The following is a 23,649-nucleotide window of genomic DNA, read 5'->3' on the forward strand; positions in this document are numbered from 1 at the left end:
GGCGGGGGACGAGATCACGCCTTCTCGTGCCGCCCGTGGCCTACCAGGCCGACGAACTCGTCGAGCCCGATCGTCCCGTCGCCGTCGTTGTCGGCGGACGCGATGAACGCCTCGATCTCGCTCTCGGACGCGCCCAGCCCGCCCAGAGCCTCGTTGGCCTGGCGGATCTCGGCGGCGGTCAGCAGGCCGTCGCCGTCGGCGTCGAAACGCCGGAACTCCGCCTCGGCCGCCTCACGTGCGCTTGCCATGAGAAACCTCCCCGTTGTCGAACAAGGCGATATCTTCTGGCCTAATCGGAACGCGAGTCAACCGGAGGCCGGTCGCCGCGCGCACCGCCGCCGCGATGGCCGGGGTGGAGGAGAGGGTCGGAGGCTCGCCGGCGCCGCGCAATCCGTACGGGGCCGCAGGGTCTGGATTTTCCAGGATTTTCATCTGCATGGGCGGCATGTCGAGGATGGTGGGGATCAGGTAGTCGGTGAAGGACGGGTTCAGCACGAGGCCGTCGCGGACCTGGATCTCCTCCATCAGCGCCAGCCCCAGCCCCTGCGCGGACCCGCCGTGGATCTGGCCCTCCAGCGCCTGCGGGTTCAGCACCCGGCCCACGTCCTGCACGGCCGCCAGCTCGACCACCTTGACCAGGCCCAGCTCCACGTCCACGTCCACGACCGCCCGGTGCACGCAGAGCGCGAGCTGCGTGTGCGAGTCGCCCTGCCCCGTGACCGGATCCATCGGGTACGTAAGGCGGTGCCGGTACTCACGCGTCTCCTCGATCGGCCCGGACCTCTCCAGCGCCTCCCGGGCGGGCCGGCCGCCGAACCGTTCCCGCACGGCCTCGCAGGCCGCCCGCACCGCGCCCCCGGTGACGTACGACTGCCGGGAGGCCGACGACGAGCCGGCCGAGCCGACCGCGGTGTCGGCGGTGGCCACGGTGACGTTCTCGATGCCCAGCTCCGTGCGGGCGATCTGCGCCTGGAGCGTCACCAGGCCCTGGCCCACCTCGGCCGCCGCCGTGTGCACGGTGACGTGCGGCTCGCCCCCGACCAGCTCGGCACGCACGCGGGCCGTGGAATAGTCGTCGAAGCCCTCCGAGAAGCAGATGTTCTTGATCCCGACGCCGTAGCCGACGCCCCGGCGCACCGCCTCGCCGTGGGTCGTCTGCGAGACGCCGCCCGGCAGCGCCCGCAGGTCCGTGGCGGGCGGCCCCTGCGGCAGCGGCATCGACTCCAGGTCGCGCAACATCGCGGCCAGCGGGGCCGGAGCGTCGATCAGCTGGCCGGTGATGAGGCGCGAGCCCTGCGCGACGGCGTTGCGGACGCGGATCTCGACCGGCGACAGGCCGCACGCCTCCGCCAGGCGGTCCATCTGCGACTCGTACGCGTAACACGCCTGCACCGCGCCGAACCCGCGCATCGCGCCGCACGGCGGGTTGTTGGTGTAGACGCCGGTGGCGTCCACACGCACGTTCGGCACCTCGTACGGCCCCACGCCCAGCGAGGCGGCGTTGCCCACGACCGCGGGTGAGGACGAGCAGTAGGCGCCGCCGTCCAGCAGGATGTCCGCCTTGACGTAGACGAGCCGGCCGTCGCGGGTGGCGCCGTGCTCGTAGCGCATCAGGGCCGGGTGGCGGTGCACGTGGCCGAAGAACGACTCCTCGCGCCCGTAGACGATCTTCACGGGGCGGTTCAGCCGCAGGGCCAGCATGCAGGCGTGCACCTGCATGGAAAGGTCCTCGCGCGCGCCGAACGCCCCGCCGACTCCCGACAGCGTCAGGCGTACCTTGTCGTGCGGCAGGCCGAGGCAGGGGGCGAGCTGGTCGCGGTCCACGTGCAGCCACTGGGTGGCGATGTACAGGTCGACGCCGCCGTCCTCGGCGGGCACCGCCAGCCCCGACTCCGGGCCGAGGAAGGCCTGGTCCTGCATGCCGACCTCGTACTCGCCGGAGACGACGACCTCCGCCTCGAACGTGTCGCCCCGGCGTACCGGCTGGTGGCGGACCACGTCCCTGGCCTGGCGAGGGTCGGTGACCGCCTCGCGTACCTCGTAGTCCACCACGATCGCCGCAGCCGCCCTGCGGGCCGTCTCCGGATGGTCGGCGGCCACCAGCGCCACCGGCTCCCCCTGGTAGCGGACCTGGTCGATGGCCAGCACCGGCTGGTCCCTGCGGTCCAGCCCGAAGAACCTGGCGCCCGGCACGTCCTCGTGCGTGAGCACCGCCAGCACCCCGTCGATCTTCAGCGCCGGGCCCGCGTCGATCGAGCGGATCCACGCCGACGGGTGCGGGCTGCGCAGCGTCACGCCCCACACCATGCCGTCCAGCCACAGGTCAGAGGCGTAGGCGAACTCGCCGGTCACCTTGAGCACGGCGTCCGGCCGCCGCGCGCTCTCACCGACGCCCTGTCCCGCGGTGGTGGTGCTCGCCGTCTCCGTCATCTTCCGAGTAGAGCACCGCCGCCGGTTCCGTCCTATGCGCCCGGCGTCAAATCCGGGTCAGCGGTTGTGCACACCTGCTTGTATATTCCTCCAAATGCGGATCTCTGACCTGCTGGCCATCGAGGAGCTGCGCCTCACGCTGCTCGCCGGCGACCCCGCCCGCGAGTTCAGCACCGTGCACATCACCGACCTGCCCGAGCCCGGGCGCTACCTGGGCGGCGGCGAGCTGGTCCTGACCGGGCTCATGTGGTGGCACGAGCCCGGCGACTCGGCGCGTTTCGTGGCCGCGCTGGCCGAGGCCGGCGTCGCCGCGCTCGGGGCCGGGCAGGCCTGGCTCGGCCACGTGCCCGGCGACCTGGTGACCGCCTGCAGGGCCGCCGGGCTGCCCCTGGTGGAGGTGCCGACCGAGGTGTCCTTCCGCACGCTGGCCGAGCTGGTCGTGCCCCGCCTGTCCGGGGACGTCCGCGAGGCGCTCGGCAGCCACCGCAGGCTCGTCGCGGCCATGGCCGAGGGCGCGGACCTGCCCGAGCTGTTCCGGCTGACCGCCGCCGAGCTGGGCGTCACCGGCGCCGTCGTGTCCGCGTCGGGCGAGGTCCTCGTCGGCGCGGCCGACGACCCGGTGCGCCTCGCGACGGCGTACCTGACGGCGCCCCGGCTGCCCGCGCTCGCCGGCGCCACCACGGTCTTCGCGGTCGGGCGCGGCCACCGGGCCGCGGGCTGGGCGCTGGCCTGCGACGGCGACCTGCTCGGCCGGGCCGACGTCGGCTACGAGCTGGCCGCCTGCGTGGCGCTCGAACGCAGCCGGATGGAGGAGGGGCGCAGGGTGGAGCGTCGCCTGGTCGAGCAGCTCGTCGCCGCCGCGCTCGCCGGGGCCGGCCTGCCGGAGCTGAACGCCAGGCTGCGGACGTGCGGCATCGGCGCGGCGGAGCCGTACACGATCGTGAACGCCACCGTGTCCGGGCGGGGCGTCCCCGGCCCGTCCGCGCTCGGCGGCCGGGTCGTCGAGGAGCTGCTCGGCCGCGAGGCGGTCGCGGCGGTGGTTCCTGCGGTGGACCCGGGGGCGGAACCAGGGGTGGGCCCGGAGGCGGACCCGGGAGTGGACCCAGCGGTGGATCCTGCGGCGCGGGCGGAGGGCGCGGTCGCCGTGGTGCCGCTGCGCGAGCGCACCGCCTCCGAGGTCGCCGGCCGGCTGCGCGCCGGCGTCCGGGTGCTGTCCGCCCTGCCGGACACGCGCGTCAGCGTCGGGCTGAGCGGCGCCCTGACCGGTGCCGCAGCCGTCAAGGGCGGCGTCGAGGAGGCCCGGCACGCCAGACGGCTGGCCGAGGCCCGCGCCGGCGGCGTGGTGACCAGCGACGAGATCTACACGCACGCGCTGCTGCTGGCCACCGTGCCGGCCGACGTGCGCCGCTCGTTCACCGCCCGGCTGCTGGCGCCGCTGCTCGACTACGACCGCACGCACCAGTCGGAGCTGGTGCGCACCCTGCGCGTCTACCTCGACTGCGCCGGCTCGTGGAACGCCTGCGCCGAGCGGCTGCACGTGCACGTCAACACCGTCCGCTACCGCGTCCGCAGGATCGAGGAGCTGACCGGCAGGGACCTGTCGGCGATGGCGGACCGGGTCGACTTCTTCCTCGCGCTCAGGGACACGGGCCCGCCGCGCTAGCGGATCAGACCTGGTGCAGCGCCTCGTGCACGGCCGCCTGCTCCTCCGCGAGCCGCCGCTCCCAGCGCGGGTTGCCGAGCGCGCCGCCGAAGCCTGCGGCCTCGGTCACGCAGGCCAGCGCCCGGTCCGGCCGCCCCATGACCCGGTGCGTGTACGACAGCCCGACCAGGCAGCGCAGTTTCCCGATCCGGTAGCCGACCAGCGTCATGAGCTCGGAGGCTCGTACGAGCTGCTCCAGCGCCTCCTCCGGCCGGCCCATGGCGAGATGGGTCTCCCCGAGCCCCATGCGGATCTGCGCCTCATGGGTGAGGTCGCCTGCCTCCTGGGCGTCGTCGAGCGCCGCGTGGAGGGGCTCGCACGCCTTCTCGGGACGCCCTGCGCCGCAGTGGGCGTTGCCCGTCATCAGCAGCGCGTAGCGGATGCCCACCCGCGAGCCGATGCTCCTGGCCAGGGCGAGCTGGCGTTCCGCCCACGGGAGCGCCTCGTCGAAGCGCTCGCCCGAGATGTTCACGACGGCGAGGTTGCCCATCGCGCGCTGCTCGCCGAAGGCGTCGCCGCGGCGCCTGGCGATCGCCAGCGAGGCCCGCAGATGGGCGACGGCCTCGTCGGTGCGGCCCGTCATGCGCAGGGCGTTGGCGACGTGGTCGTGGGCGAGCTGCGCGTTCGTCTCGTCGCCGAGCCGCTCGCTGACCCGCAGGGCCTGCGTGTTCAGCGCGAGCATCGTCGTCATGTCGTAGGTCCGCTGCTGGTGCCAGGCGAGGCCGAACGCGAGGTTGATCCCCAGCCTGGCGATCGCCTCGTCGGGAGAGCCCATGGCCTGGGCGGCCGCGGCGACCAGGATGGGCTCCTCCTCGTAGAGCCACGCCTTGGCCTCCTCGAAGCCGGAGACCTGATGGGGAACCGCGTCCACGGGGGCGGCGGTCTGCACGCGGTGCGGGTCGATGACGCTGCTCGCCAGCCGCGCTGAGGCCGCGTAGTAGGAGAACACGCGGATGAGCGCGTCCGTGGCGCCGTCCGGCCGCAGCTCGCCCGCGAAGAGGCGGACGAGGTCGTGCAGCTGGTAGCGGCCGTGGCCGGCGCGGTCGAGCAGGTGGGCGTCGACCAGGCGTTCCAGCCCCGGCTCCGCCTCGGCGGGCGGCACGCCGAGCAGCGCGCCCGCCACCTCGGCGGTCGCTTCCGGTACGTGCAGCAGGCCGAGCAGCGCGAGGATGCGCGCGGCCTGCCGGTCGACGGCCCGGCGGCCGCGTTCGAGCGCGGTGTGGCCGGCCGCCAGGCTGGACCGCACCGCCAGGTCGCCCACGGCGAGCTCGTGCAGGCGCCGCCGCTCGTCGCTGAGCCGGGCGGCCAGCGTCGCCACGGTCCAGTCGGCACGGGCGGCCAGGCGCGCGCCCGCGATCTTCAGGGCCAGCGGTAGGCCCTCGCACAACCGGACCAGGCTCGCCGTCTGCCCAGCGTCCGCCGCCACCCGGCCCGCGCCGGCGAGCCCGGCCAGCATCGTGGCCGACTCCGCGTGGGACATGCGGTCCAGCTCCAGCTGGAAGTAGTCGTCGCCCCACGTCATGGTCTCGCGGCTGGTCACCAGCAGCGAGTTGCCGAACGGCGTGGCCAGCAGCGGCCGGATCTGCGCCAGGTCCCCGGCGTCGTCGAGCAGCGCCAGCACCCGCCGGCCGTGCAGGCGGCTGCGCCACACGGCGGCCGCCTCGTCGAGGTCGGAGGGCACGGCGTGGGGCGGCACGCCGAGCGCGCGCAGGAAGCGGCCGAGCACCTCCAGGGCGGTGAGCGCGGGCAGTTCGGGCGTGGCGGCCCGGCAGTTGACGTAGAGCTGGCCGTCGGGGAACCGCTCCTCCACCAGGTGGGCGACCTGCACCGCCAGCGCCGACTTGCCGACGCCCGGCGAGCCCGTGATGATCACCAGGGGAGCGGGCGGCGCGTCGTGCCCGGGCGCCAGCCGCTCCTTCAGCCGGCCGGTCTCATCCGCCCTGCCCACGAACACCGCCAGCCGCCGGGGCAGCTGGTGCGGCGCCGGCGGCGAGAGCGGGGCCGTGTCGGCGCGCAGCACCATCTCGTGGCACCTGCGCAGCCCCTCGCCGGGGGACAGGCCCAGCTCCTCGGCGAGGACGGCGCGGCCCTCCTCGAAGGTCTCCAGGGCCTCCGCCTGGCGCCCCGAGCGGAAGAGCGCCGTCATGAGCAGCTCGCGGGCCCGCTCGCGCAGAGGGCGCTGGCGGGTCAGGTCGCGCAGCTCCTCGATGATCTCCGCGTGGCGGTCGAGGCGCAGCAGGCTCTCCGCGCGCTGCTCGATCGCCGACACCCTGAGCTGCTCCAGGCGGTCGCGTTCCTGCTCCACGAACGGGCCCGACAGGCCGCTCAGCGCGATGCCGCGCCACATCCGCAGGGCCTGGTCGAGAGCGCGCACGGCCTGCAGGTCGTCGCCGCTCCGCTGCGCCTTGCGTGCCTCGGCGACGCGCTCGCCGAACAGCACCGCGTCCACCTGCCCTGGCCGCAGTCGAAGCACGTATCCGGCGGACGTGCCCGACAACAACCGCGAGGGCTCGCGGCGGCCGCGCGAGGGCTCGAAGGCGCGGCGCAAGCCGGAGATGTAGGTGTAGACGCTCTGCTCGGCGTTGCGCGGGGCGTCGTCGCCCCAGATGCCGGAGACGAGCCGGTGCATCGGGACGGGCCTGGCGGGGACGGAGGCGAGCAGTGCGAGTGTGACCTGTTGCCGGGCGGGGCCGAGATCGATGGAGTTCGGCCTGCCGCTCACCGGTGACCGCGCCGAGCAGGCGGATGTAGATCTCTTCGCTCACGCGACCTCCCCGCTCCTTGATCGCCCCGAGCCGGCGTCGTCGAAGCGATCACTGTAGATCAAATGTAGACGGCGCCGGATAAAATCCTGGATCAAGGCCGGGCTGGAGGAACACTTCGGAGCGGGGTCGAGGGGCACACATGACGAGGGCGTGCCTCATGGTCCCGGGGAGTTGTCGGGAGCGAGGTGCGGTGTACGCGCCCCCGACGCCGGGAGTGTGCCCCTCTGGCCGGGCGACCTCAGCAGCAGTCGCTGGAATCCTGATTGGCTCCGACGGGGGACATTTCGGCACTCGCGGCCGTAACATTGCCCGCAAGGGCCGCAGCGACCATCATCGCGGTGACCAGTGCCGACAGGGCAATACGCATACGCATGGGGGTTCTCCCTCGCCTATGTGGGGGTTGCTCGGACTATATCTTCTCAGGGAGCGACGACTGTGACCACATCTGACCTGGTCGGACTCCGCATCAAGACAGTTCGGCGACAACGCGGCCTGTCACAGGCACAGCTGGCGCATCCCGAGTTGTCGGACAGCTACGTCTCGTTGATCGAGAGTGGCAAGCGTACCCCGACTCCTGCCGTTCTGGAGCTCTTGGCCCAGAAACTGGAGTGTTCGTTGTCCTATCTGATCAACGGTGTGACCGCCGAGCAGATGGAGGACATCGAGCTGGCTCTCGGTTACGCACGGTTGGCGCTCGAGAACGGCGAGGTCGCCGAGGCCCGCACCCGGTTCCGCGAGCTGCTGGCCAACAGCAACCTGACAGGATTGCCCACACTTCGTCAAGACACCGAATTCGGGCTGGCCCTCGCCACCGAGGCGGCCGGCGACCTCGACGAGGCGATCTCCATCCTCCTCGGGCTCCGCGAGGAGGAGCTGTCGCCCGAGCGGCGCATCGAGGTCGCCATGGTGCTGTGCCGCGCCTACCGCGACAGCGAGCGGCTGACCGAAGCCGTCACGGTGGGGGAGCAGATGCTGGGCGGGAGCGCCCGCCTGCCGTGGACCGATCCGCTCGTCGAGCTGGCCGCGACCCTGCTGTCGGCCTACATGCACCGGGGCGACCTGCTCCGCGCCCGCCAGTTCGCGGCCGAGCTGCTCAACGCGGCCGACGCGCTCGGCACGCCACGCTCCATCGTGGCCGCCAACTGGATGGCGTCCAACGTCGCCTACAACACCGGCCACAACGAGGAGGCGCTGTCCTTCGCCGAACGGGCCATGGCGGTGCAACTGGAGAACGGCCATCCGCGCAGCGTCGCCAGGATGCGCCTCGCGCTCCTGCAGCAGCGGCTCAAGGCACGGCCCGCCGAGGCCGGCGCCGTGCGCGACGAGCTGCGCGCGACGGTCGCCGAGTTCGAGCAGACCTCCACCAGCACGATCGACAAGGCCCGGGTCCACGTGGAACTGGCCTACGCCGAATACATGACCGGCGACCTCGACAAGGCCGTCGAGCACGCCAAGATCGGCAGAGGCCTGGTCCCCGAGTACGGGCACGTGCTGGGCGCCGAGGCCAACCTCCTGCTCGGCCGGGCCTACGGCTCCGTCGGGCGCTCCGCCGAGGCCGCAGGTCACGTGGCGTCGGTGCGCGACTGGCTGACCCCGCTGCCCGACTCCCGCCGCTCCGCCTCCACCTGGCTGGCCACGGCCGAGACGATCGAAGAGCTGGGCGACGCGGAGGGGGCCGTCGAGGCCTACCAGCGGGCGCTGGCCTGCGCGGGTCTGTAGGCGGCACCGGCCCGTCCAGCGGGCCCATACATCGGGGTCCGGACCGGGCAGCGGCGTCGGTAGCCTTGAAGGTGCCATGAAGAGATCCTCGTTCGCGGCGCTCGCCGCGATTCTCACCGCCGCCCTGCTCGTGTCCGGCGCCGCTCCCGCCCTGGCCCACGACGCGCTCAAGAGCAGCTCGCCGGCCAAGGGCGCCGAGGTCAAGGCCCTCGACGAGGTCGAGCTCGAGTTCACCGCCAAGGTGCGCATGCCGTTCGTGATCGTGCGGGGGCCCGGTGACGACCAGCACCAGCTCGGCAAGCCCGAGCTGGACGGCGCGGTCGTGCGCCAGGCGGTCAAGGGTCCGCTGCCCGACGGGAAATACACGATCGCCTATCGCGTCGTGTCCTCCGACGGCCATCCGATCGAAGGGGAGATCCCGTTCCGGGTCGAGGGGGCGCAGACGCCGTCCCCCGGTCCCAGCCCCAGCCAGGAGGCGGCGACGAGCCAGGCGCCCGCGAGCAGCGTCGCGTCCGAGCCCGCCGCGCCCGCGGCCTCGTCGCCGGACGCCGAGCAGGCGTCGGCCGGGCAGGACGCCATGTTCCCCGTCTGGCTGATCATCGTGATCGGCGCGCTCGTCGGCATCGGCATCGGCTTCCTGCTCAGCGCGCGGAAGAAGAAGCCATGAGCCGGGCGGCGCGTCTCGCGCTCGCCGGCGCGGGGGCCGCGATCGCCGCCCTGGTGATCGGCATGATGGCCGGAGGCAGCGCCTTCCCCAAGATCATTCCCGGGCTGCCCGACGCCGGCGCGGTCGTCAGGTGGGGGCTGCCGCTGTCCAAGCTCCTCATGGACGCGTCCGGAGTGCTCACCGTCGGCCTGCTGCTGATGGCCGCCGCGCTGCTGCCCAACGACAAGGGCGTGCTCGGCGGGACCGCCGTCGACTACGTCAAGGCCAGCTCGTGGTCGGCGCTGGCATGGGCCGGGTCGGCGTTCCTCGCGATCCTCTTCGGGGCCGCGGAGTCCATCGGCAGGACCGTGCCGCAGATCCTCGAGCGCACCATCCTGACCAGCTACGCCACCCAGACCACGCAGGGTGTGGCGCTGACGCTCGTGGTGCTGTTCGGGGTGGCGATCGCGCTGTTCTCCCGCGGCGCCATCACCGCGGGAGCCGCCGCGGGACTGCTGGTGTTCGCGCTGGCGACGATGTTGCCCGCGCCGCTGACCGGGCACAGCGCCTCCTCGCCCAACCACGACCTGGCCACCTCGTCGGTGGCGCTCCACCTGCTCGCCCTCGCCCTGTGGGTGGGCGGGCTCGTCGTGCTGGCCGCGCACGCGCTGCGCCGTCAGCCGCAGCTGGAGGTGGCCGCCGCCAGGTTCTCCCGGATGGCGGTGTGGTGCTACGTCGGCGTGGGGTTGTCCGGGCTGTTCAGCCTGGTGGCGCGGCTGGGCGCGGTCTCCGACCTGTGGACGTCCGAATACGGCCTGCTGGCCGTGGCCAAGATCGTGGCGTTCGTGCTGCTCGGCTACGTGGGCTACTGGCACAGGCAGCGCACGCTGGCCGACCTCGCGGCCGGCCGGCCCCGGGCGTTCACCCGGCTGGCGGGCGGCGAGACGCTGCTCATGCTCGCCACCGTCGGGCTGGCCGTGGCGCTGTCGCGCACGCGGCCGCCCGAGGTCGTCGTGCCCGCCGACCGGGCGTTCGAGCTGCTGGGCTTCCCCATGCCGCCGGAGCTGTCGCTGGCGAACGTGTTCACGCTGTGGTGGCTCGACCTGTTCTTCGCCGTGGTCGCCGCGGTCCTGGCCGGGCTCTACGGAGCCGGCGTCTACCGGCTGGCACGGCGCGGTGTCGCCTGGTCGTGGGGCCGCACCGCGTCCTGGTTCTTCGGCGTGGCGCTGCTGGTGTTCGCCACGCAGAGCGGGCTGGCCCGCTACGCCAAGGTCATGTTCGACGTGCACATGATCGAGCACATGACGCTCTCCATGGTCGTGCCGATCTTCCTCGTGCTCGGCGGGCCGGTCACGCTGGCCCTGCGCGCGCTCAAGCCCGCATCGAAGAGGGGCGATCGCGGGCCGCGGGAGTGGATCACCACGATCCTGCACAGCCGGTTCACCAAGGTCGTCACGCACCCTCTGGTGGCGACCTCCATCTTCGTGGCGTCGACGTACGCGCTCTACTTCACGCCGCTGTTCGAGTCGGCCATGCAGGAGCATCTCGGGCACATCTGGATGACCCTGCACTTCCTCATCAGCGGGTGCCTGTTCTTCTGGGTGATCGTCGGGGTCGATCCGGGGCCCCACCGGCTCCCGCACGTCTGGCGGCTGCTGATGCTCTTCGTCACCATGCCGTTCCACGCGTTCTTCGGCATCGCGCTGATGATGATGGGCGCGGTGATCGCCTCCGGATGGTACGAACAGCTCGGCCGCCCCTGGGGCGACACGCTGCTGCAGACGCAGCGCGACGGCGGGGCCATCGCGTGGGGGTTCGGCGAGATCCCGACGCTGATCGTGCTGCTGGCCATCGCGGTGCAGTGGTATCAGGACGACGACCGGCAGGCACGGCGCACCGACCGCAGGGCCGACCGCTCCGGCGCCGGAGACCCGGAGCTCGACTCCTACAACGCCTATCTCGCCCGTCTCAACCGTGCTGACAAGGGCGAGTAGCCGTTCGGACACGGCCTTCTATCTTCTCCGTCCGCGCCACAGGACCGCCGGGTAGCCTGACTTCCAGGGGAGACGGGCATAACCTCATTCGCTGGCATACGCAACCTTGAGGGGGGATTGCGTGCCGCGCGGTTGGGAGCGCCGGAGTTGGGGTGCGGCGCGAGCCCGGGGTGCCAAGAGAGGCGAGACCATTGTCGGAAGAGACGCGGATGCGCGGGGGGCAGAGCCTGGCCGAGGCGCTGGAGGCCTGCCTCATCGAGTGGTCGGAGCGCACGGGGATCGAGGTCGAGACCTGGGCGCTGCCCGCCACGGACGTGCCGTCGCGCGTGACACGCGGTGTCATGGCCGCGATGGGCGAAGCACTGTCGAACGTCGAGCGTCACAGCAGGGCCAAGACCGTCTCCATCGCCGTCACCGCGGGCAGGAGCGGGCTGCGCATGACGGTCAGCGACAACGGCAAGGGTGATCCCGCGCCGCTGACGGGGCGCGGGATCGCCAGGATGCGGGCGGCCTTCGCGGAGATCGGCGGGAGCCTGTCGGTCAACAGCGTGCCCGGAGAGGGCACCACGGTGACCGGGGTGGTGCCCATGCGCCGGTGACGGTGCCTCGGAGCGCGGTCAGGGCAGGGTGAGGATCTCACTGCCCGTGTCGGTGACGACGATCGTGTGCTCGAACTGGGCCGTGCGCTTGCGATCCTTCGTGACCGCGGTCCACTTGTCGGGCCAGATGTCGTAGTCGATGGTCCCCAGCGTCAGCATCGGCTCGATCGTGAACGTCATCCCGGGCACCAGCTCCACCCGCAACGACGGGTCGTCGTAGTGGGGGACCATGAGGCCGGAGTGGAAGCTCGTGCCGATGCCGTGGCCGGTGAAATCGCGCACGACGCCATAGCCGAACCGCTTGGCGTACGCCTCGATGACGCGGCCCACGACGTTGAGCTGCCGCCCCGGCGCGACCGCCTTGATCGCGCGCGTCATCGCCTCGCGCGTGCGCTCCACCAGCAACCGCGACTCCTCGTCGACCTCGCCCACGAGGTAGGTGGCGTCGGTGTCGCCGTGGACGCCGCCGATGTAGGCGGTGATGTCGACGTTGACGATGTCGCCGTCGCGCAGGACGGTGTCGTCGGGGATGCCGTGGCAGATCACCTCGTTGATCGACGTGCACAGCGACTTGGGATAGCCCTTGTAGCCGAGCGTGCTCGGATAGGCGCCGTGGTCGATGAGGAACTCGTGGCCGATCCTGTCGAGCTCGTCGGTCGTGACGCCCGGCCGGACGTTGTTGCCGACCTCTTCGAGCGCCTGGGCGGCGATCCTGCCCGCCACCCGCATGCGCTCGATCATCTCGGGGGTCTTCACGTCGGACTCGCCGGTGGTGGGGCGCTTCTTGCCGACGTACTCCGGCCGCTCGATGTGGGCGGGGACCTTTCGCATGGGCGAAACTCGCCCTGGCTGGAGCAGTGTCGTCATGAAACATGAGTCTACGGGGCAGAATTGACCTCGTGAGCGAAGGCCAGTGGTGGTTCTGCCTCAAGCACATGAGGGTCGAGCCCGACAAGGGGTGCCCCAACAAGGACCGGATGGGGCCCTACGCGTCCGAGCAGGAGGCCGCCGGGGCGCTGCAGCGTGCCGCCGACCGCAACAAGGCATGGGATGAGGCCGACGAGGAGGACGACTAGGGCACGACCGCGTAGGCCCTGACGGGGAACGTGCCGAGGCCGGCGCCCATCGGCGGCGCGGCGTGGAAGCGGAAACCCTCGTCGGGCAGCGCGCCCAGCCCCGTCAGGTGCTCCACGACGGGGATCCCCGCGCGCAGCAAGATCGAGTGGGCGGGGCGTTCGCCGTGCGGCGGGGTGTCGTCGATGTTGAGCGAGTCGATCCCGACCAGCGCCGGGCCCTGCTCCGCCAGCCAGGCCGCCGACTCGGGGGCCAGGTGCGGGTGGCCCTGGGCGTAGGCGCCGGTGCCGAAGTGGCAATCCCATCCCGTGTGGATCAGCACGGCCCGGCCGCGTACGTCGAGTGCCCGGTCGAGGGTCACCGCCCGCTGCCTTCCGGCCCGGATCACCAGGCCGGGAAGGTCGGCCAGTTTCGTCAGCGGCACCCGCGCGAGGTCGTCGCCGCCGGCGTAGCGGTGGTACGGGGTGTCCACGTAGGTGCCGGTGTTGGCGGCCAGCGTGATCACGCCGATGTGGAACTCCGTGCCCGGCGCGTACAAGCTGCGGGAGTCCTCCCGGCTCAGGTGCACCCAGAGCTTCGGAGCGGGGATGCCGGGATAGGTGGTCATCCCCTCGACGATGCGGTGGCTGAGCTCGACGATCACGCGGCGCCTCCTACTAGTCGGTCATCTGAGGGCCGCTGACCTTCTCCAGCAGCCGGGCCAGGCGTTCGCGCAGACCAGGACGCCGCTCCACCTCGCCGGCCGCCGCGCTCACCAGGTGCTGCGCGCCGTCGAACGACACCAGCCCGCCGCGCGGCACCGCGATCGCGTCATGGGCGAGGCCGGTCAGCTCGGCGTCGCCGCCCTCGATCGCCAGGATCGTCGCGCCCGTGCGCCGCGCGTCGTCGACGCGTTCGAGCAGCGGGACCGGGGCCTGCTCCTCGGCCAGCACGAACAACGTCTCGCCCCGGGCCGCCCGCTCCAGGCGGTCGAGGCCGACACGCAGGTGGGGAGGAGCGTCGGCCGGCGGTGTCCAGCGCACCAGGGTGGGTGAGAGCTGCGTCAGCCCGGAGTATCGGGCCTCGTCGCTGAGATGCGCCGTCAGGTGCCAGGGCTCGTCGTCGGGAGGGCCGACCAGCAGCAGGCCTCCGGGCGAGCGGGTGGCGCGCAGGGCGAGCCCCAGCTCGCGCGCGCGGTCGATCCAGCCGGTGTCGGTCAGGAGCTCGCGCAGGAGTGCCACCGATCCTGAGTCCATTCATCCATGGTGCCTGACGTCGTACTTCCGGGGTGGCTGATTCGGGAGTGGCGTGCGGACACGAGGTGGATTTATCGGTCGAATCGGGCCTTGACAGGGGGTTACTTGCGAGTAACGATCGGGCTCGCGGCGCCGCCGTCTCCGAGCGTGTGATCCTCAAGGAGAGGGGCGGCACATGACCTTTCGTGTCCGCGTCAGCATGTCAGTGATCCTGTTATCGATCATGTCTCTCATCGCCACCCCCGCCCGCGCCGCGACCCCCGGCGACGTGGTCTCGGCCCAGCCCACCACCGTCTACCTGCTGCCGGGCAGGCTGCTCGAGGTGCCGGTCAACGCCTGGCACGTCCTCTACCGCTCCACCTCCGCCACCGGCTCGCTCAACACGGTCTCCGGCACGCTGCTCGTGCCGAAGGGCCGCTACCCGTTCGGCACGCGCCCGATCGTCGGGTACGCCGTCGGCACCCACGGGCTGGGCGACCAGTGCGCCCCCTCCGCCGCCATGAGCCAGGGCCGGGAGGCCGAGCTCGCGCTGGTGAGCCTGTTCCTGCTCAAGGGGTTCGCGGTGGCGATGACCGACTACGAGGGGCTCGGCACGCCCGGGCCGCACACGTACATGGCCGGGATCTCGCAGGGGCACGCCGTCCTCGACTCGATCAGGGCGGCCACCCGCGTCCCCGGCTCCGGGCTGTCGAGCCGGGCGCCCGTCGCCGTCATGGGCTACTCCCAGGGCGGCGCGTCCGCCGGCTGGGCCGCCCAGCTGCAGCCCGCGTACGCGCCCGAGCTGCGGCTCAAGGGCGTCGCGGCCGGCGGCGTCCCCGCCGACCTGCACGCCGTGGCGAACCACCTCGACGGCGGCGACGACTTCGGGCTGGCCGCGGCCGCCGGTGTGGGCCTCGACGCCGCCTACCCCGAGCTCGGCCTCGAGGCGGACCTCAACGACCGGGGCCGCGCGCTGCTCGCCGACGCCGCCGACGACTGCGTGGGCGACCTGGACAGGCTGGCCGGGCTCCGCTTCTCCGACCTGAGCCCGATCGACCTGCTCGGCCAGCCGAAGTGGCAGGCGCGCCTGGCGGAGAACCGGCTCGGGTCCGCGGCCCCGCAGGTGCCGATGTTCCTGTACCACGGCACCGGGGACGAGATCGTGGGATCGACGCTGCGCTCGGCGTACTGCCGGGCCGGGGTGACCGTGCGCTGGGTGTCGCTGCCCGCGCCCGACCACGTCACCGGGGCCGTCGAGGGCGGGCCGCTGGCCATCGAGTGGCTGGCGCTGCGGATGTACGGGCTGCCCGCGTCCGGCAACTGCTGACCCGCCGGGCCGTGCTCACCGGCGCTCCTTCACGCCGGGCTCGCCTGCGGCGAGCCCGGCTGCCGGTCCGGCGGGGTGGAGCTGGCATGATCTGGCTATGACTGACGTTAACGGGCTTTCCATCGGCATCCTCGGCGGCACCGGCGACCAGGGCAAAGGGCTGGCGCGGCGGTTCGCGCTGGCGGGGCATCCGGTGCTGATCGGGTCGCGCAGCGCCCAGCGAGCCCAGGAGGCGGCCGGCTCCATCGGAGCGGGTGCGACGGGCGACGAGAACGCCGCCGTCGCCTCCCAGGCGGACCTCGTGATCGTCGCGGTGCCGTACGAAGGGCACAAAGCGCTGCTGGAGTCCCTGCGCGCCGAGCTGGCCGGCAAGATCGTGGTCGACTGCGTCAACCCGCTCGGGTTCGACAAGCAGGGGGCGTACGCGCTGCCCGTCGAGGAGGGCAGCGCGGCGCAGCAGGCCGCCGCGGTGCTGCCCGACAGCCGGGTGGTGGCGGCCTTCCACCACGTGTCGGCCGTCGTGCTGATGGACCCGTCGGTGGAGAAGGTCGACCTCGACGTGCTGGTGCTGGGCGACGACCGCGAGGCCACCGGCACCGTGCAGGCCCTGGCCGAGGCCATCCCGGGAGTGCGGGGCGTCTATGGTGGACGGCTGCGCAACGCCTGCCAGGTGGAGGCGCTGACGGCCAACATCATCTCCGTCAACCGCCGCTACAAGGCGCACGCCGGACTGCGCATCACCGACATCTGACCGGCGGCGGGCGCGCGCCGGGTTCCGGCTCAGAGCCAGCCGGCGTCCTCGGCGATGCGGATGGCGTCGATCTTGTTGCGGGCGCCCGTCTTGGTGATCGCCCCGGTCAGGTAGTTGCGTACGGTGCCGGGTGACAGGTGCAGGCGGGAGGCGATGTCCTCGGCGGACGCGCCTCCGGCCGCCTCTCTGAGCACGGTCGACTCCCTGGGCGTCAGCGGGCTCTCCCCGTATTCCATGGCCGACGAGACCAGCTCGGCGTCCAGCACGCGCAGCCCGGCGGCGGTGCGCCTGACGGCGTCCGCGAGCCGGTCGCCGGGGGCGTCCTTGACCAGGAACGCCTCGATGCCGGCGGCCAGCGCCCTGCGCACGTGCCCGGGCTGGCCCATGGCGGTGAGCACGAGGATCCGGCAGGACGGCAGGCGCTCCCGCAACGCCGCGGCGGCGGTGATGCCGTCGACGACCGGCAGGTCGATGTCGACGACGGCGACGTCGGGGCGGACCTCCATGGCCCTCGGCACGATCTCGTCGCCGCGGGTGACCTCCGCGACCACGTCGATGTCGGACTCGAGGCCGAGCAGGGCGGTGAGGGCGGCGCGGATCATGTGCATGTCCTCGGCCAGCAGCACGCTGATCATGCCGCGACCTCCACGGCCAGCAGGAAGCCGCCGGTGCCCGTCGAGGTGGCGGCGCAGGAGCCACCCGCCTGCGCGGCCCGCTCCGCCAGGCCCGTGAGCCCGCCGCCACGCGGCTCCGAGCCGGCCGGCGCGCCGTCGTTGGCCACTTCGAGGCGGAGCGTCCCGCCGTGCAGCGACGTGGTGATCGTGCAGGTCGTGGCCCTGCTGTGGCGCAGGACGTTGGTGACCCCCTCGCGCACCGCCCAGGCCAGCGCCTCCTCGGAACGCCTGGGGAGCGGTACGTCGGCCAGGTGCGCCTGCGCCGCCACCCCGGAGGACTCCAGCAGCGCCACCGCCTTGTCGACCTCACCGGCCAGCGACAGCGCCCGGTAGCCCTTGGCCACCTGCCGCACGTCCTTGGCCGCCTCCCTCGCCACCTGCACCAGCTGCCCCACCTCCGTGCGGGCCGAGCCGGGGTCGCGGTCCATGAGGCGGGCGGCCAGGTCGCCCTTGAGCGCGATCGCGGTGAGGCTGCGGCCGAGCCCGTCGTGCAGGTCGCGGGAGATGCGCAGGCGTTCCTTCAGCACCGCGGCGTCCGCCAGCTCGGCCCTGGCCTCCTCCAGCGCGACCGTCACCCGGACGAACCGCACCAGCGCGTACGTCATCGCGCCCGTCGTGGGCACGGTGACCACGTAGAAGGCGACGATCACGGGCACGGCCCCGCTGAGGGAGAGGACGGCGCCCTCGTACACCATCATGAGCCCCACCAGCGCGCCGCCCCAGCGCAGCGGCAGGAACACCAGCAGGGTTCCGGCCAGCATCGGGGCCGCCACGGCCGACCAGCCGCCGGGCAGCAGCTCGGGCAGGTAGGTGGCGACCGCCTGGAGGACGAGCGTGAGAGGGAAGAGCGGCGGGCGCCCATCGCGCAGCGCCGCCCGCATGTTGACGGAGTAGGTGGTGACCACGGCCGTAATCGCGATGGCGGCCAGCACGCCGTAGCCCGCGCCGTGCTGGAAGTAGAGCAGCGCGATCATGGTGTAGGCGCATGCGACGCCGACGATCAGCCCGGTCGCGAGCCGCCTGGCGGATGACGAGACCACGGGCACGATTATGACCTGCGCGGCTCCCAGCGGAACCACAGCCGGATCGCGGCCAGCCCGGCCAGCGTCCACCCGGCCAGGACCAGGAGGGGCACGACGAGGTCGCCGGTCCTGACGGCGTCGACGACGGCCGTGGTCGGCAGCAGGTCGAGGGCGGGACGCAGCCATGCGGGCACCGGGACGGGGCCCATCGCGCCCGCGGAGACGCCCGCCACCAGGAACACCGGCGTGGTGAACGCCGCCGCCAGCTCCGCCCGCGGGATCGCGGCCGTGTACGCGGCGCCGAGCAGGGACAGCACGGCCGAGCCCGCGATGGTGACGGTGGCGAAGGCGAGGGGGTTCGCGGGCAGCGGAACGTCGGCCACGAGGTGGACGGCCAGCGTGCACAGCGCGATCACGGCCACGGTCTGGGTGGCGGTGCCGGCGATCTGGCCGGTGAGGATCTGCGCGTCGGTCAGCCGGGTCGCCCGCAGCCGTTTGAGGACGAGCTGGTCGCGGCGGGCGGCCAGGGCGACGGCGACGTTCATGAACGCGGTGATCGCCAGCAGCAGCGCGAGCGCGCCCTGGAAGATGTGGGTGGCGGCGGCGACGCCGCCGGAGGTCACGTTCCGCATGAGGGCGGGCATCCCCACGGCCAGCCCGACGGGCGTGATCACCGAGGCGAACACCATGGACTTGTCCCGCCAGAACAGGCGGGTGCCGAGACGGTAGGTGGCGGTCAAGCTCATCGGGCGCTCCCGGACAGGTCGAGGAAGAGGTCTTCGAGGGTGGCCGTGCGGACCTCCAGGCCGGTCAGGCGCACGCCGCGCGACGCGGCCCAGCTGAGCAGCGTCTGCGCGGCCAGGTCGGGATCCTCGGCGCGGCAGACGGCGTTGCCGCCCTCCAGGGTGACCGGCAGCGGCAGGTCCGCGGGACGGACCTGGGCGGGCATCCGGAACGCCACCCGCCCGCTCCGCGCCGCGAGCGTCTCGGCCATCCCGCCCGAGGCCACGATCTCGCCCCTGTCCATGATCGCCAGGGCGGAGGCCAGGCGCTGCGCCTCCTCGAGGTAGTGGGTCGTCAGCAGGACCGTGGTGCCCTGCCCGGCGAGGTCGCGGACGACCTCCCAGGTTCGCGCCCGCGCCTCGGGGTCCATGCCGGCCGTCGGCTCGTCGAGGAACAGCACGTCGGGGCGGCCCAGCAGGGCGAGCGCGAGGTCCAGCCGGCGCTTCTCGCCGCCGGAGAGCTGGCGCACCTTCGTACCGGACCTGCCCGCCAGCCCGGCCAGCTCCAGCGCCTCGTCGCGCGGGCGGGGCACGGCGGTGAAGTCACGCCAGATGTCGACGGTCCGGGCGACCGTCAGGTCAGGGAAGAACCCGGCCTCCTGCAACATGATCCCGACGCGCTGTCGCGCGGCGGCCCTGTCGGCCCAGGGGTCGAGGCCGAGCACCCGCACCGTGCCGCTGTCGGCGCGCTGGAAACCCGCGAGCACCTCGACCGTCGTGGTCTTGCCCGCGCCGTTCCTGCCGAGCAGCGCGAAGATCGCACCCTCGGCCACCTCGAACGAGACGTCCTTCACCGCGGGGAAACCCTGGTGGCTCTTGCTGAGCCCGGTCACGTCGATCGCTGTCATGGATCCGACTATCGCCGGACCCGATCGCGGACGGCAGTGAAGAATTCACGACTTTCCGGAGAGCTTGAGCAGCGCGTCGGTGACGCCCTCCGGGTCGATCACCTGGTGCAGGTGCCGGCCGGGCAGGCGGGTCACGGGCCAGCCGCGCCGCGCGGCCTCCTCGGCGATCGAGTCGTACGGCGGGCCGTACCACAACAGCGAGCACCTGACGTCGTCCCACCCCGCGGGCACGGGCAGGGACTGCGTGTAGTAGTCGAGCGGCAGCCGTGGTTGCTCCGCCGCGACCCGTACGCGTACCGCCGGATCGGGCAGCAGGGCCACCACGTCCTCTTCGTCCCACCAGTCGGTCCAGCGCGGAAGCATCCCGTCGGGGCCCGCGAGGTCGCGCAGGAACGGCAGGAACCCGTCCTCGGCGACCTTGACCGGCCCGTCGCGCGGCGGGAGGCCCGCGTCGGCGAACACGCAGGCCACCACCTGCCCGTCGAGCCCTTCCTTGATCAACGGCAGGTAGAGCCCGGCGTTGCTGTGCCCGGCCAGCACCACGCTGGTGCCGGGAGGGGTGGCCGCGCGCACCTTCTCCACCACCCGCGGCCAGTAGGGCGCCTCTCCCGCGGTCACGCCGGTCAGGTCGGGCACCACCGCCGCGTGCCCGCGGCGCTCCAGCGACTCGGCCACGGGAGCCCAGGTCGAGGGCCCGACCGCTGGGCTGTGCACGAGTACGAAGGTCGTTTTCATGACCCCACCCTGTCAGATGACCAGGGTCCGACGGGAGACCGATTTGTCCGAATTCTTGAAGACGTCCCAGGCCGCAGCCAGGGTGTTCACCGCCCGCGAAAGGCCGTCCTCGGGACTGCGCGCGGTCGCGCCCGCAGCCTGGCGGCGAGCAGCGAGTACGGCGGCCCGCGTCCCGGCGGATCGACGGGGTCATCATGGCCGGCCTCTCCGGAGCGATTCCGGCGCGTGGGCTCTGCCGTGGAGTCCCTTTTATGGGCGATCCTTAACCTATGAGCGAATTCCGACCTGAAACGCGGGCCGTGCACCCGCCGCAGCCGGCCGTCGAGGGCAGCCGCCCGATCAGCGTTCCCATCTATCAGACCTCGGGGTTCGTGTTCGATGACCCCGCCGTGATGGCCACGTCGATGGGCCGCCCCGACGGCGCGTTCGTCTACGGGCGTTACACCAACCCCACCGTCCGCTCCCTCGAACTGGCCGTCTCCGGGCTCGAAGGCGGCGCCGGAGCGGTGGCCACCGGATCGGGCATGGGCGCGATCAACACCGTCCTGCTCGCCCTGCTCAAGCCCGGCGACCACATGGTGGCCCAGCGATCCCTCTACGGGGGGACCGCCGCCATGCTCAACGAGCTGACGGGCAGGTTCGGGATCGCGGTCACGTACGTGCCGGAGAACGACCCCGCGGCCCTGCGCGCCGCCGTGCGGCCCGAGACCAGGCTCGTCTACCTGGAGACGATCAGCAACCCGATGACCCTCGTGGCCGACCTGCCCGGGATGTGCGCGGCCGCACGCGAGCTGGGCATCCTGTCCGTGGTCGACAACACGTTCGCCACGGCCATGCTCTGCCGGCCGCTCGAGCACGGGGCGGACGTCGTGGTCCACTCCACGACCAAATATCTGTCCGGGCACACCGACGTGGTCGGCGGGCTCGCCGTCTTCGCCGACGCGGCACTCTACGAGAAGGTGTGGCACTTCTCGATCGAGCTCGGGGCCTCGGCCGACCCGTTCGCGGCCTGGCTGACGCTGCGCGGGCTCCAGACGCTGGGACTGCGCATGGAACGCCACTGCTCCAACGCCCGTCACCTGGCGGTCCGGCTCGCCGAGCACCCCGCCGTGACGGCGGTGCACTGGCCGGGGCTCGCCTCGCACCCTTCGTACGAGCTGGCGGGCAAGCTGCTGCCGGGGTTCGGCGGGGTGTTCGCGTTCGACCTGGCCGGCGGGCGGGCGGCCGGTGAGAAGTTCATGAGCTCCGTACGCCTGGCGCTGCTCGCCCCCTCGCTGGGCGGCGTCGAGACGCTCATCCTGCACCCCGCCACCACCTCGCACCGGTCGCTCAGCCCGGAGGAACTGGCGCGCAGCGGCATCGGCGAGGGCACGGTGCGCATCGCGGTGGGCATCGAGCACCCCGAGGACCTGTGGTCCGACATCGCCCAGGCGCTGGCATAGGGTCGGGTTCTGCGATCAGATCCGCAACGACGAACAAGGGGACACCGTGACCACCGTCGCCCACGAGCACGTGCTGGCCGCCGCCAGGAGGATCGGCGGCCTCGCGCTCCGCACCCCGGTGCTCGAGATCTCGCCCGGGCTGTTCTTCAAGCTCGAGCTGCTCCAGCACTCGGGGTCCTTCAAGGTGCGCGGGGCGTTCAACCGCATCCTGTCGGCGGGCGAGCTGCCCGCGGGCGGAGTGATCGCGGCCAGCGGCGGCAACCACGGGCTCGCGGTGGCGTACGCGGCGCGAGAGCTGGGTGTGCGGGCCGAGATCTTCGTCCCCGAGGTGACCAGCCCGGTGAAGGTGGCGGGGCTGGAGGCGCTGGGCGCGCACATCACGCAGACCGGCGCCATCTATGCCGAGGCCGCCGAGGCCGCCGCCAAACGCGCCGCCGAGACCGGCGCGCTGGCGGTGCACGCCTACGACCAGCCCGAGGTGATCGCCGGGCAGGGCACCACCGGGCTGGAGATCGTGGAACAGACCGGTGGCGTGGACACGGTGGTGGTGGCCGTCGGCGGCGGCGGCTTCGCCGCCGGCGTCACGCTGGGCACCGCGAGCACGGCGGGCGGTTCCGGCGCGGGACCGCGGATCGTCGCCGTGGAACCCGAGCGGATCCCGACCCTGGCGGCGGCGCTGCGGGCGGGCCGGCCGGTGCCCGTCGAGGTGAGCGGCGTGGGGGCCGACGCGCTGGGCGCCAGCAAGATCGGCGGCCTGGCCTTCGAGATCCTCTCCGGCCCCAGGGTGGAGAGCGCGCTCGTGACCGACGAGGCCATCCTGGCCGCCCGTCGCACTCTCTGGCAGCGGCACCGGATCGCGGCCGAGCCCGCCGGCGCGGCCGCGTACGCGGCGCTCCTGTCGGGCGTCTACACACCGAGCCCGGGGGAGCGGGTGGGGGTCGTCGTCTGCGGCTCCAACACCGATCCCGCCACCCTGGCCGCCTGACTGCCCGTGAGCCGCCCCCGCCCCGACAGGAAAGCGCCGGTGCGCCGCGGTCAGCGGTAGGTGTGCTCGGGCGCGGGGAAGGCGCCGGATGCGACGTCGGCCGCGAAGGCGCGGACGGCGCGGTCCATCTCGGCGGCCAGATCCGAGTACTGCCTGACGAACTTGGCCGGCCGCGGCGTCAGTCCCATGAGGTCCTGCCACACCAGCACCTGCGCGTCCGTCGACGGGCCCGCTCCGATGCCGATGGTCGGGATCGCGAGCGACGTCGTCATCCGCTGCGCCAGATCGGCCGGCACGCACTCCAGCACCACCGAGAACGCGCCGGCCCCTTCCAGGTCCTTGGCGTCCGACATGAGCTCGTCCCCCGCCTGCCCGCGGCCCTGGACGCGGTAGCCGCCCATGACGTTGACCGACTGCGGGGTCAGGCCCAGGTGCGCCATGACCGGGATGCCCGCCGAGACGAGCGCCTCGACCTGGGGAACGACCCGGCGGCCGCCCTCCAGCTTGACCGCGTGCGCGCCCGCCTCCTTCATGAAGCGCGCCGCCGTCTCCAGCGCCTGCCGCGGGGAGGACTGGTACGACCCGAACGGCAGGTCGGCGACCACCAGCGCGCGCGACGACCCGCGTACGACGGCCGCCGTGAGCGGCAGCAGGTCGTCGACCGTGACGGGGAGCGTGGAGTCGTGGCCGTAGACGACCATGGCCGCCGAGTCGCCCACCAGCAGGACGGGGATGCCCGCCGCGTCGAACACCCTCGCCGTCATCGCGTCGTAGGCGGTGACCATGGGCCACCGCTCTCCGCGCTCCTTGGCGGCGACGAGGTCGCGGACGGTGACGCGGCGTCCGGCGGCGCCGCCGTACAGCGTGGTTGAAGAGGACATGTGTCATCACTCCAGAAAGGTCTCGAGGCGCCCCGGCGGCGTCCCCGGACTCCTCCGAT

At 72.8% G+C, this 23,649-nt stretch carries 23 protein-coding genes; 10 read left to right on the forward strand and 13 right to left on the reverse strand.

Translation table 11 applies throughout. The features are described from left to right. Positions 1-14: 14 nt before the first annotated feature. Both ABGB14_RS05925 and ABGB14_RS05930 read right to left on the reverse strand, forming a co-directional pair. On the reverse strand, positions 15-248 hold the full coding sequence (locus tag ABGB14_RS05925) for an EF-hand domain-containing protein (protein WP_347642507.1): 234 nt from the start codon (positions 246-248) through the stop codon (positions 15-17). Beyond that, complete coding sequence (locus ABGB14_RS05930; protein WP_347642508.1) at positions 232-2,430, reverse strand: molybdopterin cofactor-binding domain-containing protein; 2,199 nt, start codon at positions 2,428-2,430, stop codon at positions 232-234. Before ABGB14_RS05930 ends, ABGB14_RS05925 begins: the two co-directional genes overlap by 17 nt. Positions 2,431-2,524: 94 nt before the next feature. Between ABGB14_RS05930 and ABGB14_RS05935 the strand changes: the two genes are divergently transcribed. Further along, entirely contained in the window at positions 2,525-4,093 is a 1,569-nt protein-coding gene (locus ABGB14_RS05935; RefSeq protein ID WP_347642509.1) for a helix-turn-helix domain-containing protein, read from the forward strand. 4 nt (positions 4,094-4,097) lie between these two features. Here ABGB14_RS05935 and ABGB14_RS05940 read toward each other — a convergent pair whose 3' ends face one another. Continuing rightward, a complete protein-coding gene (locus tag ABGB14_RS05940) occupies positions 4,098-6,854 on the reverse strand; it encodes a BTAD domain-containing putative transcriptional regulator (protein ID WP_347642510.1) in 2,757 nt (918 codons plus the stop codon). 281 nt (positions 6,855-7,135) lie between these two features. Then, a complete protein-coding gene (locus tag ABGB14_RS05945) occupies positions 7,136-7,270 on the reverse strand; it encodes a hypothetical protein (RefSeq protein WP_347642511.1) in 135 nt (44 codons plus the stop codon). 62 nt (positions 7,271-7,332) lie between these two features. On the opposite strand from ABGB14_RS05945, the gene ABGB14_RS05950 reads away from it, so the two are divergent. The 4 genes from ABGB14_RS05950 (at position 7,333) to ABGB14_RS05965 (ending at position 11,855) form a co-directional block, all read left to right on the forward strand. After that, positions 7,333-8,616, forward strand: a complete 1,284-nt coding sequence (locus ABGB14_RS05950; protein WP_347642512.1) for a helix-turn-helix domain-containing protein — start codon at positions 7,333-7,335, stop codon at positions 8,614-8,616. A gap of 76 nt (positions 8,617-8,692) precedes the next feature. Beyond that, positions 8,693-9,283 carry a copper resistance CopC family protein gene (locus tag ABGB14_RS05955; RefSeq protein WP_347642513.1) on the forward strand — a complete coding sequence of 197 codons (591 nt, stop codon included), beginning with the start codon at positions 8,693-8,695 and terminating at the stop codon, positions 9,281-9,283. Continuing rightward, positions 9,280-11,256, forward strand: coding sequence for a cytochrome c oxidase assembly protein (locus tag ABGB14_RS05960; RefSeq protein ID WP_347642514.1), 1,977 nt, complete (start codon positions 9,280-9,282; stop codon positions 11,254-11,256). The genes ABGB14_RS05955 and ABGB14_RS05960 overlap by 4 nt, the downstream gene beginning before the upstream one ends. A 209-nt stretch (positions 11,257-11,465) precedes the next feature. After that, positions 11,466-11,855, forward strand: coding sequence for an ATP-binding protein (locus ABGB14_RS05965; RefSeq protein ID WP_347642515.1), 390 nt, complete (start codon positions 11,466-11,468; stop codon positions 11,853-11,855). Between the two features lie 18 nt (positions 11,856-11,873). Here the strand turns inward: ABGB14_RS05965 and map are convergent, their stop codons facing one another. Further along, a complete protein-coding gene (gene map, locus ABGB14_RS05970) occupies positions 11,874-12,722 on the reverse strand; it encodes a type I methionyl aminopeptidase (protein ID WP_347642516.1) in 849 nt (282 codons plus the stop codon). Between the two features lie 32 nt (positions 12,723-12,754). On the opposite strand from map, the gene ABGB14_RS05975 reads away from it, so the two are divergent. Continuing rightward, positions 12,755-12,931: a hypothetical protein gene (locus ABGB14_RS05975; protein ID WP_347642517.1), complete on the forward strand. Its 177-nt coding sequence runs from the start codon at positions 12,755-12,757 to the stop codon at positions 12,929-12,931. Here ABGB14_RS05975 and ABGB14_RS05980 read toward each other — a convergent pair. Together ABGB14_RS05980 and ABGB14_RS05985 are read right to left on the reverse strand one after the other, a co-directional pair. Then, positions 12,928-13,572, reverse strand: coding sequence for a cyclase family protein (locus ABGB14_RS05980; protein WP_347642518.1), 645 nt, complete (start codon positions 13,570-13,572; stop codon positions 12,928-12,930). The genes ABGB14_RS05975 and ABGB14_RS05980 overlap by 4 nt on opposite strands. A 13-nt stretch (positions 13,573-13,585) precedes the next feature. Continuing rightward, positions 13,586-14,164 (reverse strand): hypothetical protein, encoded by a 579-nt coding sequence (locus ABGB14_RS05985; RefSeq protein ID WP_347642519.1) that lies wholly within the window; start codon positions 14,162-14,164, stop codon positions 13,586-13,588. Between the two features lie 175 nt (positions 14,165-14,339). Between ABGB14_RS05985 and ABGB14_RS05990 the strand changes: the two genes are divergently transcribed. Then, positions 14,340-15,470, forward strand: a complete 1,131-nt coding sequence (locus tag ABGB14_RS05990; RefSeq protein ID WP_347642520.1) for a lipase family protein — start codon at positions 14,340-14,342, stop codon at positions 15,468-15,470. A gap of 97 nt (positions 15,471-15,567) precedes the next feature. Beyond that, positions 15,568-16,221 (forward strand): NADPH-dependent F420 reductase, encoded by a 654-nt coding sequence (gene npdG / locus ABGB14_RS05995; RefSeq protein ID WP_347642521.1) that lies wholly within the window; start codon positions 15,568-15,570, stop codon positions 16,219-16,221. Between the two features lie 29 nt (positions 16,222-16,250). On the opposite strand, the gene ABGB14_RS06000 is transcribed toward npdG, so the two are convergent. Genes ABGB14_RS06000 through ABGB14_RS06020 form a run of 5 tightly spaced genes read right to left on the reverse strand, consistent with a single transcriptional unit; the run spans position 16,251 to position 20,282 of the window. Further along, on the reverse strand, positions 16,251-16,856 hold the full coding sequence (locus ABGB14_RS06000) for a response regulator transcription factor (protein ID WP_347642522.1): 606 nt from the start codon (positions 16,854-16,856) through the stop codon (positions 16,251-16,253). Continuing rightward, positions 16,853-17,935: a histidine kinase gene (locus ABGB14_RS06005; protein WP_347642523.1), complete on the reverse strand. Its 1,083-nt coding sequence runs from the start codon at positions 17,933-17,935 to the stop codon at positions 16,853-16,855. Before ABGB14_RS06005 ends, ABGB14_RS06000 begins: the two co-directional genes overlap by 4 nt. 8 nt (positions 17,936-17,943) lie before the next feature. Then, positions 17,944-18,663, reverse strand: a complete 720-nt coding sequence (locus tag ABGB14_RS06010) for an ABC transporter permease (protein WP_347642524.1) — start codon at positions 18,661-18,663, stop codon at positions 17,944-17,946. Then, complete coding sequence (locus tag ABGB14_RS06015; protein ID WP_347642525.1) at positions 18,660-19,547, reverse strand: ABC transporter ATP-binding protein; 888 nt, start codon at positions 19,545-19,547, stop codon at positions 18,660-18,662. The genes ABGB14_RS06010 and ABGB14_RS06015 overlap by 4 nt, the downstream gene beginning before the upstream one ends. A 45-nt stretch (positions 19,548-19,592) precedes the next feature. Beyond that, the gene (locus ABGB14_RS06020; RefSeq protein ID WP_347642526.1) at positions 19,593-20,282 is read right to left on the reverse strand and encodes an alpha/beta hydrolase; all 690 of its coding nucleotides are present in this window, start codon (positions 20,280-20,282) and stop codon (positions 19,593-19,595) included. A gap of 269 nt (positions 20,283-20,551) precedes the next feature. Here ABGB14_RS06020 and ABGB14_RS06025 point away from each other — a divergent pair, with 269 nt between their 5' ends. Then, positions 20,552-21,724, forward strand: coding sequence for an aminotransferase class I/II-fold pyridoxal phosphate-dependent enzyme (locus tag ABGB14_RS06025; protein WP_347642527.1), 1,173 nt, complete (start codon positions 20,552-20,554; stop codon positions 21,722-21,724). A gap of 46 nt (positions 21,725-21,770) precedes the next feature. Further along, positions 21,771-22,709: a serine/threonine dehydratase gene (locus ABGB14_RS06030; protein ID WP_347642528.1), complete on the forward strand. Its 939-nt coding sequence runs from the start codon at positions 21,771-21,773 to the stop codon at positions 22,707-22,709. A gap of 50 nt (positions 22,710-22,759) precedes the next feature. On the opposite strand, the gene panB is transcribed toward ABGB14_RS06030, so the two are convergent. Then, the gene (panB, locus tag ABGB14_RS06035) at positions 22,760-23,590 is read right to left on the reverse strand and encodes a 3-methyl-2-oxobutanoate hydroxymethyltransferase (RefSeq protein ID WP_347642529.1); all 831 of its coding nucleotides are present in this window, start codon (positions 23,588-23,590) and stop codon (positions 22,760-22,762) included. Between the last annotated feature and the right edge of the window lie 59 nt (positions 23,591-23,649).

The organism is Nonomuraea sp. B10E15, from assembly GCF_039871615.1.
In the GTDB taxonomy this organism is placed as follows: domain Bacteria; phylum Actinomycetota; class Actinomycetes; order Streptosporangiales; family Streptosporangiaceae; genus Nonomuraea.

Bases quoted from the DNA above. Each gene is read 5' to 3' on its own strand.
- ABGB14_RS05960 (WP_347642514.1), top strand. From the start codon at position 9,280: ATGAGCCGGGCGGCGCGTCTCGCGCTCGCCGGCGCGGGGGCCGCGATC.
- ABGB14_RS05990 (WP_347642520.1), top strand. From the start codon at position 14,340: ATGACCTTTCGTGTCCGCGTCAGCATGTCAGTGATCCTGTTATCGATC.
- map (WP_347642516.1), bottom strand. From the start codon at position 12,722: ATGACGACACTGCTCCAGCCAGGGCGAGTTTCGCCCATGCGAAAGGTC.
- npdG (WP_347642521.1), top strand. From the start codon at position 15,568: ATGACTGACGTTAACGGGCTTTCCATCGGCATCCTCGGCGGCACCGGC.
- ABGB14_RS05965 (WP_347642515.1), top strand. From the start codon at position 11,466: ATGCGCGGGGGGCAGAGCCTGGCCGAGGCGCTGGAGGCCTGCCTCATC.
- panB (WP_347642529.1), bottom strand. From the start codon at position 23,590: ATGTCCTCTTCAACCACGCTGTACGGCGGCGCCGCCGGACGCCGCGTC.
- ABGB14_RS05945 (WP_347642511.1), bottom strand. From the start codon at position 7,270: ATGCGTATGCGTATTGCCCTGTCGGCACTGGTCACCGCGATGATGGTC.
- ABGB14_RS06010 (WP_347642524.1), bottom strand. From the start codon at position 18,663: ATGAGCTTGACCGCCACCTACCGTCTCGGCACCCGCCTGTTCTGGCGG.
- ABGB14_RS06020 (WP_347642526.1), bottom strand. From the start codon at position 20,282: ATGAAAACGACCTTCGTACTCGTGCACAGCCCAGCGGTCGGGCCCTCG.
- ABGB14_RS06015 (WP_347642525.1), bottom strand. From the start codon at position 19,547: ATGACAGCGATCGACGTGACCGGGCTCAGCAAGAGCCACCAGGGTTTC.
- ABGB14_RS05925 (WP_347642507.1), bottom strand. From the start codon at position 248: ATGGCAAGCGCACGTGAGGCGGCCGAGGCGGAGTTCCGGCGTTTCGAC.
- ABGB14_RS05955 (WP_347642513.1), top strand. From the start codon at position 8,693: ATGAAGAGATCCTCGTTCGCGGCGCTCGCCGCGATTCTCACCGCCGCC.
- ABGB14_RS05930 (WP_347642508.1), bottom strand. From the start codon at position 2,430: ATGACGGAGACGGCGAGCACCACCACCGCGGGACAGGGCGTCGGTGAG.
- ABGB14_RS06025 (WP_347642527.1), top strand. From the start codon at position 20,552: ATGAGCGAATTCCGACCTGAAACGCGGGCCGTGCACCCGCCGCAGCCG.
- ABGB14_RS05935 (WP_347642509.1), top strand. From the start codon at position 2,525: ATGCGGATCTCTGACCTGCTGGCCATCGAGGAGCTGCGCCTCACGCTG.
- ABGB14_RS05985 (WP_347642519.1), bottom strand. From the start codon at position 14,164: ATGGACTCAGGATCGGTGGCACTCCTGCGCGAGCTCCTGACCGACACC.
- ABGB14_RS06000 (WP_347642522.1), bottom strand. From the start codon at position 16,856: ATGATCAGCGTGCTGCTGGCCGAGGACATGCACATGATCCGCGCCGCC.